Annotated in this window: 12 protein-coding genes, 1 tRNA gene and 1 pseudogene; 6 read left to right on the top strand and 8 right to left on the bottom strand. The window is 42.3% G+C overall.

Going from position 1 to position 14,594, the window contains the following annotated elements:
• Positions 1 to 16 precede the first annotated feature (16 nt).
• Entirely contained in the window at positions 17 to 547 is a 531-nt protein-coding gene (locus tag PLE7327_RS19385) for a DUF4330 domain-containing protein (protein ID WP_015145471.1), read from the bottom strand.
• Positions 548 to 803: 256 nt separating this feature from the next.
• Between PLE7327_RS19385 and speA the strand changes: the two genes are divergently transcribed.
• Positions 804 to 2,795 (top strand): biosynthetic arginine decarboxylase, encoded by a 1,992-nt coding sequence (gene speA, locus PLE7327_RS19390; RefSeq protein ID WP_041393614.1) that lies wholly within the window; start codon positions 804 to 806, stop codon positions 2,793 to 2,795.
• Positions 2,796 to 2,930: 135 nt separating this feature from the next.
• Here speA and PLE7327_RS23740 read toward each other — a convergent pair.
• From PLE7327_RS23740 to PLE7327_RS19405, 3 genes and pseudogenes are all read right to left on the bottom strand, one after another.
• Positions 2,931 to 3,772: pseudogene (locus tag PLE7327_RS23740) on the bottom strand (IS5 family transposase).
• A 35-nt stretch (positions 3,773 to 3,807) separates the two neighbouring features.
• Complete coding sequence (locus PLE7327_RS19400) at positions 3,808 to 4,227, bottom strand: PH domain-containing protein (protein WP_041392387.1); 420 nt, start codon at positions 4,225 to 4,227, stop codon at positions 3,808 to 3,810.
• Between the two features lie 7 nt (positions 4,228 to 4,234).
• A complete protein-coding gene (locus PLE7327_RS19405; protein ID WP_015145474.1) occupies positions 4,235 to 5,884 on the bottom strand; it encodes an LA_3751/LA_3752 family putative glycosyltransferase in 1,650 nt (549 codons plus the stop codon).
• A gap of 20 nt (positions 5,885 to 5,904) precedes the next feature.
• On the opposite strand from PLE7327_RS19405, the gene cofH reads away from it, so the two are divergent.
• The 5 genes from cofH (at position 5,905) to PLE7327_RS19430 (ending at position 9,764) form a co-directional block, all read left to right on the top strand.
• Entirely contained in the window at positions 5,905 to 7,032 is a 1,128-nt protein-coding gene (cofH, locus tag PLE7327_RS19410) for a 7,8-didemethyl-8-hydroxy-5-deazariboflavin synthase subunit CofH (RefSeq protein WP_015145475.1), read from the top strand.
• Positions 7,033 to 7,304: 272 nt separating this feature from the next.
• Positions 7,305 to 7,769 carry a ferredoxin gene (locus PLE7327_RS19415; protein WP_015145476.1) on the top strand — a complete coding sequence of 155 codons (465 nt, stop codon included), beginning with the start codon at positions 7,305 to 7,307 and terminating at the stop codon, positions 7,767 to 7,769.
• 201 nt (positions 7,770 to 7,970) lie between these two features.
• Positions 7,971 to 8,618, top strand: a complete 648-nt coding sequence (locus PLE7327_RS19420; protein WP_015145477.1) for a response regulator transcription factor — start codon at positions 7,971 to 7,973, stop codon at positions 8,616 to 8,618.
• A gap of 110 nt (positions 8,619 to 8,728) precedes the next feature.
• Positions 8,729 to 8,800: transfer RNA gene (locus PLE7327_RS19425), tRNA-Thr, on the top strand.
• 193 nt (positions 8,801 to 8,993) lie between these two features.
• Positions 8,994 to 9,764: a pentapeptide repeat-containing protein gene (locus tag PLE7327_RS19430; RefSeq protein ID WP_015145478.1), complete on the top strand. Its 771-nt coding sequence runs from the start codon at positions 8,994 to 8,996 to the stop codon at positions 9,762 to 9,764.
• 9 nt (positions 9,765 to 9,773) lie between these two features.
• On the opposite strand, the gene PLE7327_RS19435 is transcribed toward PLE7327_RS19430, so the two are convergent.
• The 4 genes from PLE7327_RS19435 to PLE7327_RS19450 all read right to left on the bottom strand — a co-directional run bounded on the left by PLE7327_RS19435 (position 9,774) and on the right by PLE7327_RS19450 (position 14,590).
• Complete coding sequence (locus tag PLE7327_RS19435) at positions 9,774 to 10,649, bottom strand: Tab2/Atab2 family RNA-binding protein (protein WP_015145479.1); 876 nt, start codon at positions 10,647 to 10,649, stop codon at positions 9,774 to 9,776.
• A 218-nt stretch (positions 10,650 to 10,867) separates the two neighbouring features.
• Complete coding sequence (locus tag PLE7327_RS19440; protein WP_015145480.1) at positions 10,868 to 11,863, bottom strand: glycosyltransferase family 2 protein; 996 nt, start codon at positions 11,861 to 11,863, stop codon at positions 10,868 to 10,870.
• A gap of 115 nt (positions 11,864 to 11,978) precedes the next feature.
• Entirely contained in the window at positions 11,979 to 12,932 is a 954-nt protein-coding gene (locus PLE7327_RS19445; protein ID WP_015145481.1) for a glycosyltransferase family 2 protein, read from the bottom strand.
• Between the two features lie 23 nt (positions 12,933 to 12,955).
• Complete coding sequence (locus tag PLE7327_RS19450) at positions 12,956 to 14,590, bottom strand: glycosyltransferase family 39 protein (RefSeq protein WP_015145482.1); 1,635 nt, start codon at positions 14,588 to 14,590, stop codon at positions 12,956 to 12,958.
• Positions 14,591 to 14,594: the final 4 nt, after the last annotated feature.

Raw genomic sequence — 14,594 nt, forward strand, 5'->3', positions numbered from 1 at the left:
GCGATCGTACAAAGCCTCACTCTTTGATGCGAACGTCAATAATGGTAGCGTTAAAACTGTAGTTAAATCCTTCTAATTCGATCGGTACGCCAATCTTAATTTTTTCACCCCCTAAGACGGCACCGTTTTTAGTAACTTGTGCTTTGCCTGCCAAGGTTAAAAGCAGATCGGCAGCGTAGGCATCGGCTTTGGGATCGGGAAGGGCTTTCACCGTACCGTCGGGTTGAGGTACAGTTACCGTCCTGGTAAGTTGCTTCACCGCTTTAATGTCGATCTGACCGTGGGGTTGTTTGCGGATAATGAGATTGGCTTTATTGGCTTTATCAAACTCGCTCAATAAAACTTTTGGATCGCGGATCCCCAATCCCCGAACGATCGCGTCAATTTCAATGGGTTTCATTCCAGTACCGCTACCAGCAATCGACGTACCAGACGTTCCAGGAAAGAAAAAGATCCCAATAATCACTAAAAGAATAACGCAGGCAGCACCCAAATCTAGGATACTGATCGTTCCAAATAAACGTCCTTTAGAATCTAGAATTTTCATAGCCAATTGTTTATTAATTCTCTACATCTACTTCTCAATCGCCAATTGTCAATTGTTGTGAGTTACCTTGTCTTCCTCTCTCCCTATCTCCCTCTCAGTTCTTTTGAGAATCTATCCGAGGAAATTTTACCATAGCCATTACTTAACCCCGTTCAAACGGTAGAAAAGCTAAGATAAGAAACGGTTGCAATTGAGAGGTAACGATAGAGTAATGGGTGCAAAAATCAAAGCGCTAGGGAAAATTCATCCAGAAAAAATGCCAACCCAACAACAATTCGACTCCCAAGAAGACGGCAATCGAGAGCAGAAAGTTGCCAGTCGGTCTTGGACGATAGAAGATAGCGAAAACCTATATCGCATCCAGGGATGGGGAGAACCTTACTTCTCAATTAATGCAGCAGGTCATGTGACGGTTTCGCCTCAAGGCGATCGCGGCGGTTCTTTAGATCTGTACGAACTGGTTGCAGCGTTGCGTCAGAGAAATATCGGACTGCCCTTACTGATTCGCTTTTCAGATATTTTGGCAGATCGGATCGAGCGCTTAAATGCTGCTTTTGCTCGCGCGATCGCCCGCTACAACTACCCTAATGTCTACCGGGGAGTTTACCCGATCAAATGCAACCAGCATCGCCACATCGTCGAATCCCTAGTTCGTTATGGCAAACCTTACCAATTCGGACTGGAGGCGGGATCGAAACCCGAATTAATGATTGCGCTGGCGACTCTAGAACCCAGTTCGGAAGCTTTATTGATTTGCAATGGCTACAAAGATCGAGAGTATATCGAAACGGCACTTTTAGCGAGACGACTGGGACATCAAACGATTGTCGTTATCGAGCAACTCGAAGAACTGTATATAGCGCTTCAAATTAGCGAGCAATTGGGGATCGAACCCGTTTTAGGCGTTAGAGGCAAATTGAGTACCAAGGGATCGGGGCGCTGGGGCACTTCTACGGGCGATCGCGCTAAATTCGGTCTGACTATTTCCGAAATGCTCGAAGTCGTCAATGAGTTACAAGCAGCGGGAATGCTTCATTGCTTGCAACTGCTTCACTTTCATATCGGCTCTCAAATTTCTTCGATTAGCGTCATCAAAGATGCCATTCGCGAAGCCAGTCAGATTTACGTACAACTAACTAGATTGGGAGCGAATATGCGCTATCTAGACGTAGGAGGCGGCTTAGGCGTTGATTACGACGGTTCTAAAACCAACTTTTACGCCTCGAAAAACTACAATATGCAGAATTACGCTAATGATATCGTCGCATACGTTAGAGATGCTTGCAAGCAAGGTGAGGTCAATGCTCCCATCCTCGTGAGCGAAAGCGGGCGGGCGATCGCTTCCCATCAATCCGTTCTCATTTTTGATGTTTTGGAGACTAACGATGTTCCCTCTACGCCGCCTCAAGCTGTAGAAGAGACAGAACATTTAGTCCTGCGCAATCTTTGGGAAACTTACGAATCTATTAATGAGAATAACTACCAAGAAACCTATCACGATGCCATTCAATTCAAAGAAGAAGCCACCAGTCTATTTAACTTCGGCTATTTGAGTTTAAAAGAAAGAGCCAGAGCCGAACAATTATACTGGGCTTGCTGCGGTAAAATTCTCGATATTGCTCGCCGTCAAGAATACGTTCCCGACGATTTAGAGGACCTAGAAAAGATAATGGCTTCTATCTATTATGTCAATCTTTCTGTCTTCCAATCGGCACCAGATTCCTGGGCGATCGATCAGCTTTTTCCTATCATGCCCATTCATCGCTTGAATGAAGAACCAACCCAACGGGGAATTTTAGCCGATTTAACCTGCGATAGCGATGGCAAAATCGATCAATTTATTGACTTGCGAGACGTTAAATCCGTCTTGGAATTGCATCCGCTCAAACCGCTGGAAAAGCCGAATAGCGATCGCCAAAAATCTCACGAACCTTATTATTTGGGAATGTTTTTAGTAGGAGCCTATCAAGAAATTATGGGCAATTTGCACAATCTTTTTGGCGATACAAATGTCGTTCATATTCAAATGTCTCCAAAAGGATATCAAATTGAATATTTAGTCAAAGGCGATACCATTACTGAAGTTCTGAGCTACGTTCAATACAAGTCAGAAGATTTACTAGAAAATATTCGCCGCCGCACCGAACAAGCCTTACAAGAAAATCGAATTACTCTCAAAGAGTCTCAACTTTTACTCAACGACTACGAACGCAGTTTGAGTCGCTATACCTATTTAGTTGGAGAGTAAGAGAACTTTGGTAATGTAGCGAGTCATTGTGCAAAATATTGTTGACTCTTCTTTTCTTAAGAAGAAACTTGCTGTAAGAACTGCAAAAATTCGTCTGGATTTGTCACGCTCATCAAAAGACCTCCTGCAAAAGTGTTACGCGATCGCATAATTGGAGTGGGAAAGAAGTTCATAATTATAAATGCCAGCAATCAAATTAAATCTCAACCCAAACCGTCTTCTTCGGTTGCGATATCGACTTGAAAGAATTCTGAATATTTTTAGACTGCGATGAATATTTTCAATTACAATCCTTTCACTTGCTAACTTACGATTAAACTTCTTTTGCTCTAGACTTAACTGTTGATTGCGCTTTTTTTGTTGGGAATTCTACTGTTGGGATGAAGTTTCTGAATTCCTTGATATCCTTTATCAGCCAAACATTCTATCTGTTGTTCGATTCCTATTTTACTATTTTTCCAAATCTTAAAATCATGACTTTTTCCCTTCTCATGAGCAATACAAAGAATTTGTCTCGTTTTTGCGTCAGCTAAAACTTGCGATTTTATCGTGTGACACTTTTGCCGACCACTGTAGTAAGCTTTTTGTTTTTTTCGGTCTTTCTATTTCATGTTCTGCTACATCTACTACGACAATTTCAATTTCTGTATTTTGGGGTTGAACAGCTTTTTTCCCAGGCAGATTGAAAAGTCCCGATTTCATTAAAATATCTTCTACTTTTCTGGTGATTCGTAAAGCCGTTGTCTCGTTTATTCCCCAGCTAGTTCCGATATGAAAATAGGTGCGATACTCTCGCCAATATTCAAGAGTCATTAAGATTTGGTCTTCTGCGCTTAATTTATTTGGTCGTCCTGTTTTTTTTGTAAGACTTTTTCGGCTTCTAGAACTTTTACCATCTCTTTAAACGTCTCTGGATATACTCCACAAAGCCGTTTAAACTCTGTCGGTTTTAAATTTTTTACTTGAGAGTAAGTCATAACTCGAATTGTAATTTGGTTTTATTTTACCTAACTTACTCTGACTTTTGCTGGAGGTCTAAAACAGAATAGCCTTCTCGCGTCGGCAGATAGACGACATCTGTTGTCTCGGTGACAAACATGAACGCTTTCTCTCCATTGCGAAGCTTGAACCAACCAGCACGGTATCCAGGTACGGCAGTGCCGTTGGTTCTCCATTTTGGCTGATATTGTGGCAAATTGTTTAAATCTATTTTCCTTGCCTCATCGACAACAAGAGATGATATTGGAATTTTTCTTCCATGGAGATCGCCTTTAATGCGAAGTCCCTCTTCAGAAAGTTCAAACTGAGTATAACAAGAGGAATAGCCAAGATAGATGGTTACTAGCAGCAATATAGCAACAAATAAAGCTAGACTACCAATTAACCAAAGAGCTTTACTAGAAGCAGGAACGATAGGAAATATTCTACTCATATTTGCGCTACCATAAAGGCGATCGCTTGATAATCGATACCTCATATATGGGATATTTACCAAATTTTCCTAAACTGAAAAATTCAATTTTTATCTCTCGATCTTTTTGATAGATTTTCAGATTTTCTGAGGTTTGTTTAGGGAGATCGCAAGGACGATGAGGATAGCAAATATAAATAAATTTTTGCTGCTTCTGGGCTAGTAAAGCCAACCCTAATTTTTCTAAATCTTTTTGATTTTCTACCCAGAAAAATAACTTATCTCGATTAAGAGATGCTTCTAGGGCTTGTGCCACATATTGATGAGAGATCGCGATTACATTATCAGGTGACTTTTGTAAAAATTGAATGGCAGGTAAGACGCCTTGATAATTTTTTTGTAAAAAAACTGTTGCTTCATAGGTATTTTTATGAATTCCCCAGATTAAAAGTAGAGAAATGATAAAAATCGCTGTATATCCTAAAATAGAACGACCTATTTCTCTGAGTCGAGTTAACTCTTGAAACGTCACTACAGAGACTATTGGAATTAGTATGAATAAAAATCTCGCTCCCCATTGCTTTCCACCAGCAATTAATCCTTGTTTTCCGAGAGGAACTATTAAAGATACGCCAAAAATAAATGAAATACTAATTAAATAGATCGAAAGTAATTTAATATTAAATTTACTTTTTTTTGTTTTTAAAAGCAACAAAAGAGGAAGAATTAATAAAAACAAAGCAATTGGAAAGTACTGAAAAAAGGCAAATCCAAGTTGGCGGAAATTTTTCCAACTATCTTTCAATTTTTGAGCTAGTGAAGATTCTTCGACTACCTGAATGGCATGAATGCCCAAAGGATGGTTGTAAATTAACTTGTTGCACAAGAAAAATAAACTAATCGTTACTAACATGCTAGCAACGAAGATGTTTTTATTTTTTGCCAAAAAAGCAAAAGAATCTAAATTGATTTTTTTTCTCAGACTTGCCAACGGACTTGTCTGAGTTAGCGCAGCAAAATAAACCAGTACTGCAAGAGTGCTAACCCAACACAAAAATTCAGGTCTAAACCAAACAGACAAACCAATTAAACTGCCACTAATGACAGCATTTTTTATCGATAATCCCGATGAGTCTTTAGAGACGAATAGGATTGCTGTGCCAGCAAATGCGAGAACAAGAGCGAGGGTATGTTCCCAATACATGGCACTATAAATTGTTATGGGCGATGCAAAGATTAAGTTGATTAGCGCTAAAGAAGTGTCTAGATTATTCAACTTCAATTGTTGACAAACCCAATAGAAAATAAACCAAATTGTCCAGGTAGAAATAAGAGGAATTAGATAAAGACCTCGATACCCAAAAAGTGCCTCAAAAGGAGCAGTAACTAGCGGAAAAGTAAAAGGAAAAGTAATATAATATTTGTCGGCTACGTTATAAACATAGGGTTTGTCATAGGGATACAATCCTTGCGCCCAAAGATCCCGCACCCAACTTTGGGTGGGAGGAACGAGATCGAAATGTAAAATTCCATCGCTTAACTGTCGTGCAAGTAATGCTTTCAGTCCGGCATCGCCGCTAAAATAAACCCCATCTGGAACTTGCCATTGTAAATAAATTGAGAATACAATTCCAGCTAAAATAATTAACAGTGGAAGATAAAACGGTTTGAGTTTCATTAGAAATCTGCGATCGCAAAATGGAAGCTGTTAAAGCTATTTTAGAACGAGCAAAAAGCGGTGCTGACTTATCAGAAACAGAAGGAGTTGTTCTCCTGGGGCAAAAGGAACCAGAAGCGATCGCTGAGATCTGTAAGACAGCCGATGACCTACGTCAGAAACAAGCAGGCGATACCGTTACCTACGTCATCAATCGTAATATAAACTTTACTAACATCTGCGAGCAGCATTGCAGCTTTTGTGCCTTTCGCCGCGACGAAGGAGAAGAAGGGGCATTCTGGTTAAATACTAGCCAAATTTTGGAGAAAACAGCCGATGCTGTCCGACGGAACGCGACAGAAATCTGCATGCAGGGAGGCTTAAATCCCAAGGCGAAACTAGATGGCGCTTCCTTGCCTTATTATTTGCGATTGGTAGAAGCCATCAAAGCAGAATTTCCCCAACTCCATCTCCATGCATTTTCTCCCCAGGAAGTACAATTTATCGCCAGAGAAGACGGGATTAGCTACGAAGATGTTATTATCGCCCTACGAGATGCGGGCGTAGGTTCGATGCCGGGAACTGCCGCCGAAGTTCTCAGCGATAGCGTCAGACGAGTGATTTGCCCCGAAAAAATCGATACCGCTACCTGGCTAGAAATTATTAGGATCGCCCATCGTCTGGGAGTTCCAACCACCAGTACCATGCTATGCGGGCATATTGAAACCCCAGAAGATGCGATCGCCCACTTACAAAAATTGCGATCGCTACAACAAAATGCGATCGAAAAAGGATACCCCGCTAAGATTACAGAATTTATTCTCTTACCTTTCGTCGGTCAAGAAGCACCCAAACCTCTACGAAATCGAGTCGGACGCGATCAACCCATTCTAGAAGATACTTTACTGCTAACCGCAGTCGCTCGTATCTTTCTCGGTAATTGGATTGCCAACCATCAACCAAGTTGGGTCAAACTAGGTTTAGAAGGCGCTATAGAAGCTCTTAAATGCGGCTGTAACGACATTGGCGGGACGTTGATGGAGGAACACATTACCACCATGGCAGGGGCGCAGGGAGGCACGTGCATGGAGGTAGAAACCTTACAGAACGCCATTCAATCTATCGATCGTTCCTATCAACAAAGGAGTACGCTTTACGAGTACCTATAGAAAGGCTCCTACCTGATTTAGAATTGCTATAGTTGTACTTTGAAGCCAACAATAACCTTTTTGTTTTCTCTATTTTCTAAGTTTAAATAAATTTAGCTGCTCGTACCTTTCTTTCAGGGGAATTTCCTTCTGACTCGATTGCATCAAGAAATCAATTTCTTGTCCCCCAAATATCAGTTTAATTTTCATAAATATATGATTACAATGGGATTCGGGCTTGAATTTAAGTGAAAATAATAGATTCTGAAAGTATGAGCGATCGAACAACTGTCATGCAGTCTAGTCCAGAAGAACAAAATATTGCGCTAGAAGTAATTAGAAAAAACTTAACCGAAAGCGTGAAAAATCTTGGACTCAAACAAATTCAGCGACATATTTTTATTTGTGCCGATCAAACTAAACCAAAATGCTGCTCGAAAGAAGCGGGTTTAGAAGCATGGGACTATTTAAAACGCCGCCTGCAAGAACTAGGACTCGATAAACCGACAGAAGCTAATCCCAGTTGCATTTTCCGTACCAAAGCCAATTGTTTGCGCGTGTGTACCGCAGGACCTATCCTGTTAGTTTATCCTGATGGCGTGTGGTATCGTCATGCTACCCCAGAAGTCATCGAACGAATTATCCAAGAACATTTGATTAGCAATAAGGTAGTCGAGGAATACGCCTTTCTGACTCATCCTTTACCAGAAACGACAATAGTGGTGGAAGCCGATAGCAATAAAGTCGATCGCGTTTAAAACGCTGCTACTAGAGATAGGTAAAAAACTTTAATGCAGATTAAAGTCTCAAATATCTCAGATTAAATTAACATAAAAGTTAGCGAATAAATCGAGCCGATGGGCTAACGTGCTTTTAGCTCATAGCCGATAAATGGATAAAAAAATAGCGATCCCACTACTAAATCCGTGAATTCAAACTGGCATAGTCAAGTATCGCCCATGAAAGACAACTCCCATAAAGATAGTAAGAAACTGCTGCTAGTTGACGACGACCCCAATCTAATTTTGTTGGTCAAAGATTATTTAGAGTTTCAAGGCTATGAGGTTATAACAGCCGAAAACGGTCGGGAAGCCTTAGAAATTTTGGAAAACCAAACTCCTGACATGATTATTTGCGATGTAATGATGCCAGAGATGGATGGCTATGCCTTGGTAGAAAAGGTCAGACAAGATTCCCGCACCAGTTGGATTCCTTTTATGTTCCTTTCAGCCAAAGGTCAAAGTCAAGACCGCGTTAAGGGACTCAACACGGGGGCTGACGTGTATATGGTGAAGCCTTTTGAACCGGAAGAACTCGTAGCCCAGGTAGAATCATCTCTCAAGCAAGCCAAGCGCTTGATGAAGCAAAATACAGCCAAAACAAACGAGGGATCGAAAATTCAGGTGCCTCAAAATGTGGAGTTGACCCCCACCGAGTTGAGAGTCGTTCAGTTGTTAGCCCAAGGAATGGCAAATAAGGATATTGCCGAAAAGCTGAACGTCAGTCAGAGAACGATTGAAAGCCACGTATCCAACATGCTCAACAAAACCAATCTCAAGAATCGGACGGAGTTAGCGCGTTGGGCGATAGAAAGTCGGATGGCATAACAGTTACCAGTTATCAGTGACCAGTGACCAGTTGTCTTTGTGCATTCTGACTTCTGGCTCCTGAGTCCTCGATTGTGGCAACTGATATGCTATTCTAAACTATGGTATCTGCTGGTGTAGCTCAGTGGTAGAGCACCCGCCTTGTAAGCGGGCGGTCGAGGGTTCAAATCCGTCCACCAGCTTCTAAAAATCGATGATTTAGCGGCTATCTAGCAGTTGGAATCAAAAATCCTATCGATGATGTATCCGCAGTGGCTCTTCATGGGTACACTTAGGAAAATCCTTCTGTTAAATTGGAGGGTCTAGATTGACACTCCCAGTCTACAAGTAAATCATTAGATTAGAATAGTGCAACTGATATGCAAAAGGTGCATTATGAGTATCAGCCTAGGTTTTGAGATTAGGAAGAAACTTAGTGAAGGGCAAAAAGACTTCAAAAACATGGATTTAAAAATGGTTTACTTAGAGAGAGTCGATCTAAGTCATACCAATTTAGAAGAGTCCGATCTAAGTTACGCTAATTTAAAAGATGTTAACTTAAGTTGCGCCAACCTAAAAGGAGCTTATTTAGAAAGAGCTAATCTTACAGATGCTAATTTGAGCGCAGCCAATCTAAGGGGAGCTAACTTACAAAAAGCTTGCTTGATTGGAGCTAATTTAAGGGACGCAGAATTAGATGAAGCCGACTTAAGCGGCGCTCGCTTGAGCGGTGCCAATCTTCACGAAGCTTTGTGGACTAGAATTTATTATGATAACAATACTGAATTCGGAGCGGAATTCGATCTAAATTTATTAAAAGATAAAACAACTTATAATTTAGATCTTTTCTCAGAACAGCAAATCACTATAGAAAAAATCTTAAGGCAACTAAATGTTGTCTATAAATCTGCGAAGTATTACTTAGGAAATAAATTAGCAACAAAATATTTACACGACTCAAAACCAAATTTAGACTGGCTAAAAGGCTTCGAGATCGCTCGCAATGGTGAAATAATTTTTACAGGAGCATTAATAGAGCATGTGGGATCGATAGAAACAAAATTGATGGAAAAATTGACGGCAAAGTGGATAGCAGATTTTACTAAAAATTGTGCTCAAATTATCCCTCATTTCTCTTGCCCCCTCGATCGCGAGCAAGACAAGTAATGCGATCGCTCAAAATTTCTCTTCCTTCAACAACCAAAATCCTGCAAACGATTGCGATTCTGGATTCGATTGAATTGCCAGAAAATGAACTTGTTGCGCCTTCTGTTTAGCTTCCTCAAATCCTTTGGCTTCTGCCAGCATTTTGGGATCGGTTAGGCTTGCTAAAATCCAACTATCGCTAGCCCCCGTCTCTAAACGAACTATCGGTCGAGATCCGCCTTCAAACTTGAGAAAAGCCAATTCTAACCCCGACATCCAACCCGCCAAAGGCAGCGCCCTAGACGAGAAAATAATCAACCCTGGAATTTTCGTGTCGGGAGTCATGCCAGTCAGCGAGAGGGGAAACGCCTCTCCAAAAGCAATATCCCACTCATTCATCTCCTCGAAGGCTGAAGCCTCTAACGAAACGAATGCCCATTTATCGCCTTTATCGCCTCTAACGGCATCGGGTAAGGGAGTAGCATTCAAAGGGGGATACTGAACGGAAGCCGATTTGGCAGCTGCTGCATCGTATCCGGGTTGGTTTGGGTAAAATTCATCCAAGCGCTGCGACAGCCACCGTTCGAGGGCGTAGGTGCGGCGGCTGGGAGCGGGTGGAATTCCCAAATCTTCGCAGGCTTTGACGATCATATTATTCATTTGACGGCGAAAAAAGCGGATTTTTTTGGGGGCAACGCCCGCTTGTGCGATCGCCTTTTCAATTTCTTGCTGCAACCAGAGAGAATTGACGCTCTGATTGGAGCAAAATTGCGAGTATTTAAACAAAGAATCGAACGATTGTTTAGAATCGGTAGGAGTTTCGCAAATTAAAACTTCCCAGAGCTTCTTGTTGTTTTCATCTAAAATCGGACGCGAATAAAAATCTAGTTCCCAAATTTTGGTCATTTGTCATTCGATGAAAGGATTTTGGATTTTGGCGAAGCCGCCGCACGCTCCTTGAACCTCTTCAAGGAGAACGGCGGATGAAAGGATTGGTTAGTCGTTAGTAGTTAGTGGTTAATTTTCTCCCTTGTCCCCAAGTTCCCCGTCTCTCAGTCTCCCCGTCCCTCACACTCCTGTGTTCTCCGCCCTCCGCCCTCTTCCCTCAGAGAAGTCCCCGATCGCTATTCAACTACCTCGCGCACTCGATAGATCGGTCGCTTCTGAGATTCATGGTAAGTCCGCATGACCAATTCTGCCAACAGCCCGAAGCTAAATAACTGTACGCCCGTCAAAAAGAGAAGAACTGCTAAAATCAGCAAGGGTCGATTGCCGATGCTTTGTCCCAAGCCGAGTTTGAGGAAAGTAAGATATCCCCCTAACACAGTTCCTAAAACTATCGAAATCAGACCTAACAGTCCAAATCCGTGCATGGGTTTAGTGAGGAATTTTTTAATAAAATAAATAGTCAGCAAATCCATGACAACTCGAAACGTCCGTCCCAAACCGTATTTACTTTTTCCGTAACGACGGGCGTGGTGAGAGACAGGCAATTCCGCAATCCTCGCGCCTTCAATGTATGCTAGGGCAGGCAGAAAGCGATGTAACTCCCCGTAGAGGTTCATATCGGCAACTAATTCTGTCCGATAAGCTTTTAAGGAACACCCATAGTCGTGTAATTTTACCCCAGTCACTCGTCCGATCAGCCAGTTGGCCACCTTAGAAGGAAGCAGTCGCGTGAGGGCATCGTCCTGCCTCTGCTTGCGCCAGCCGCTGACGAGATCGTATCCTTCATCTAATTTAGCGATGAGTTTGGGAATATCGGTCGGATCGTTTTGCAAATCGCCGTCGAGGGTAACGATGACTTGACCCCTAGCATATTGAAATCCCGCCGCCATCGCTGGCGTTTGTCCATAGTTGCGGCGTAAAAGAACTGCTCTTAGATCGCTACGATTTCGAGCTAACTGGCGCAATATCTCGGTCGAACCGTCAGTAGAGCCATCATCGACGCAGATAATTTCATAATCGAGTCGATCTCGTTCTAGGGTAGTTGCGATCGCATCGATGAGGTGAGATAAACTTTCTACCTCGTTATAGATGGGAACGACTATTGATATTTCGGGAAAGGCAGAGACAGTCTCTGGCGTTTTAATCCCATTTGACGATCTAGAATAACTCATCCTCACACCTTATTTCAGTTATCAGTTATCAGTAATTAGTTATTAGTTAGTGGTTGGTTTTCTCCCCACTCTCCCTTGTCTCCCTGTCTTCTTGCCCCCAACTCCCCTATCTCTCCTACTTTTTATTGAAGCCATAGCAGTCTCGCACTAAGTATAGCGGGCGCTGCTTAACTTCATCGTAGACGCGACCGAGATATTCGCCGATAAAACCCAGACTAATGAGTTGAACTCCGCCAAGAAATAGTACGGCTACCATGATTGACGCATAACCGGGCACATCTATCCCCAAAATCAGGGTACGAATCACTAAAAAGCTGGCATAGACAAAAGATATCAGGGAAACGAACACTCCGATATAGCTCCAAACCTTAAGCGGGACAAAGCTAAAGGAGGTAATCCCTTCTAGGGCAAAGTTCCAGAGTTTCCAGTAATTCCACTTTGTCGTGCCTTGATAGCGGGGATCGCGATCGTATTCGATAGCAGTTTGTTTGAATCCCACCCAAGCAAACAATCCCTTCATAAAACGCCGTCTTTCCGGCAAAAGCTTGAGTGCTTCTACCACTCGTCGGTCGAGCAAGCGAAAATCGCCCGTATCTTTTGGAATTTGGATGTGAGTCATCCCAGAGATAACGCGATAGAATGCTCCAGCTGTAGAGCGTTTGAGCCAGCTTTCGCCTTGGCGGGAGCGACGCACGCCATAAACTACATCGTAGCCTTCGTGCCATTTTTCTAGCAGTTGCTCGATAAATTCCGGCGGATCTTGGAGATCGGCATCGATAGGCACGACGGCTTGACCAGAAGCATAATCGATTCCTGCCGAGAGCGCGATTTCCTTCCCGAAGTTACGGGATAAGTTAACCACCTTGATAGCCGGATTGCGACGATGGTATTCGACTAGGTATTTTAGGGTATCGTCCCTGCTGCCATCATTGACGCAGATAATCTCATACTTGAGGTTAAGGCGATCGAGGGCGGAGGTCAATCGCTCGAATAGATAATGAATATTTTCTTCCTCGTTGTAACAAGGAACTACCACAGAGAGTACTACGTTTTCTAAGTCTGGGGACATATGCCAGCACCTCGCAAATCTTTTTATTTTGTTAGTTTCCAAAGCGTAGTTTTAATTTCATAGACGGGTTCAATTTGTTTTTTCCATTCGTAAACGCGATCGATTCGGTAGCCTGGTTTTGTCTCCATTAAAGCCTTTAAAGCCTTGGAAGATTCATAAACAAAGATCTCGCTCCCGCGATTTCCTTCCTCTTGGAGAGAGATCGGTTGCCTCTCCAAAGGCTGAAGTCTGACTTGAGGATGAAATGCATGACTAAAAGCCATCAAACCATGCCAAGATGTAACAAAAATTGGATTGGAAGACTGATTCACGACGCTTACTACTTGGGGAAGCGTCGCAGCATTGTATTTATTCCACCAAACTCGTGCTTGAGAACTAACCGCACAGGAGACAATCCCGCCGGAAATCAGAACGACTGTAGCAATTCGCCATAACTGTTGTTGCCATGGACTGGTAGCGATGGAGGTAATTTGAAAAGCCAGCAGATAAGCGACGGCAATTTGAATGCCTAAAAAACAGGGGATCGCGTATCTCGCCACGCTAGAGCGTATTCCGCCAGAAACCAAGTCGGGCACAATTAAGATAAATGCCGTCCCCCCTATCAAAGTCAGGACAAATAACCAAACACGCGGTTGGGTATGGCGACATAGAAAATAAATCGAATATCCTACCAGAATAACTAAGAGGAAAATAACTGCATACATCAATAAATTTTGAGTAACAAAGTTGTAATTAAAATCGACGAAAGGACGGCTGAGATTGAGGAGCCAGTTTTTTACTAAAGATTTTAGAGGGACTTGCATCGCCGTCCAATTTGTTGTCGCATTCGCTTCTGAAAAATTGGTTAAAACTGCAACAATCCAAGGGGAAAAAAGAAGTAGGCTAACGGCTAGAGAAATTAGATAATTTCTGACGATTTTTGTTAGTTTAAATCCTTCGTTAATAAAAAGGTAAATTCCATGCGCGATCGCAATGGCTCCAGACAAAGCAAAAGTATAAAATCCTATAATTAGCGTCAGTGCGTATAAGCGCCAACTAGCGTTTGTTTGTAGTCGCCTCGCACGCAATAAAGCTGCACTAGAGAACAGAATCGTTAACGTCCACAAACTATTCGATCGCGCTTCTTGTGCGTACAATAGGTGAAATGGAGAGATAGCCATCAGTGCAACGGCAATCCACCCAGTCAGAGGAAATTTAAATAATTCTTGGGTTAGCCAATAAACGCAAGGAAACGCCAGCAAACTAATGACAGCAGAAAAACTTCTCGTTACTGTGACTGAGTTACCAAATAATTGTACCCAAATTTTTGCCAGGACAAAATAGAGTGGTGGGTGTTGAGGTTCTTCTGCTGCTAATCCTTTAATCGTATCGAGAACGTTTTTTTCTGGATTGGGATACTGATATTGCTGCATTTGGGCTACAGTTATCTCCTCACCTCGAAATGCTAGCTGTTTCAATTCTGCTAGGGTATGACCAGAAATTCGCAGCGAAGTAACCGTTTCATCTCCCCAATAAACTTTGGTATCGAGGTTGGTAAATCGAAAAAAAACGCCAAGGATTAATAGGATAGCAATAATAAACCCCAGAAAATCTCTTTGCCTTTTGAATTTCCTTTGGCAGGTCGATTGTGGAAGTTCTAAAATATCTTTAGCTCTCATCAAT

This window comes from Pleurocapsa sp. PCC 7327 (genome assembly GCF_000317025.1).
Lineage (GTDB): Bacteria > Cyanobacteriota > Cyanobacteriia > Cyanobacteriales > Microcystaceae > Hydrococcus.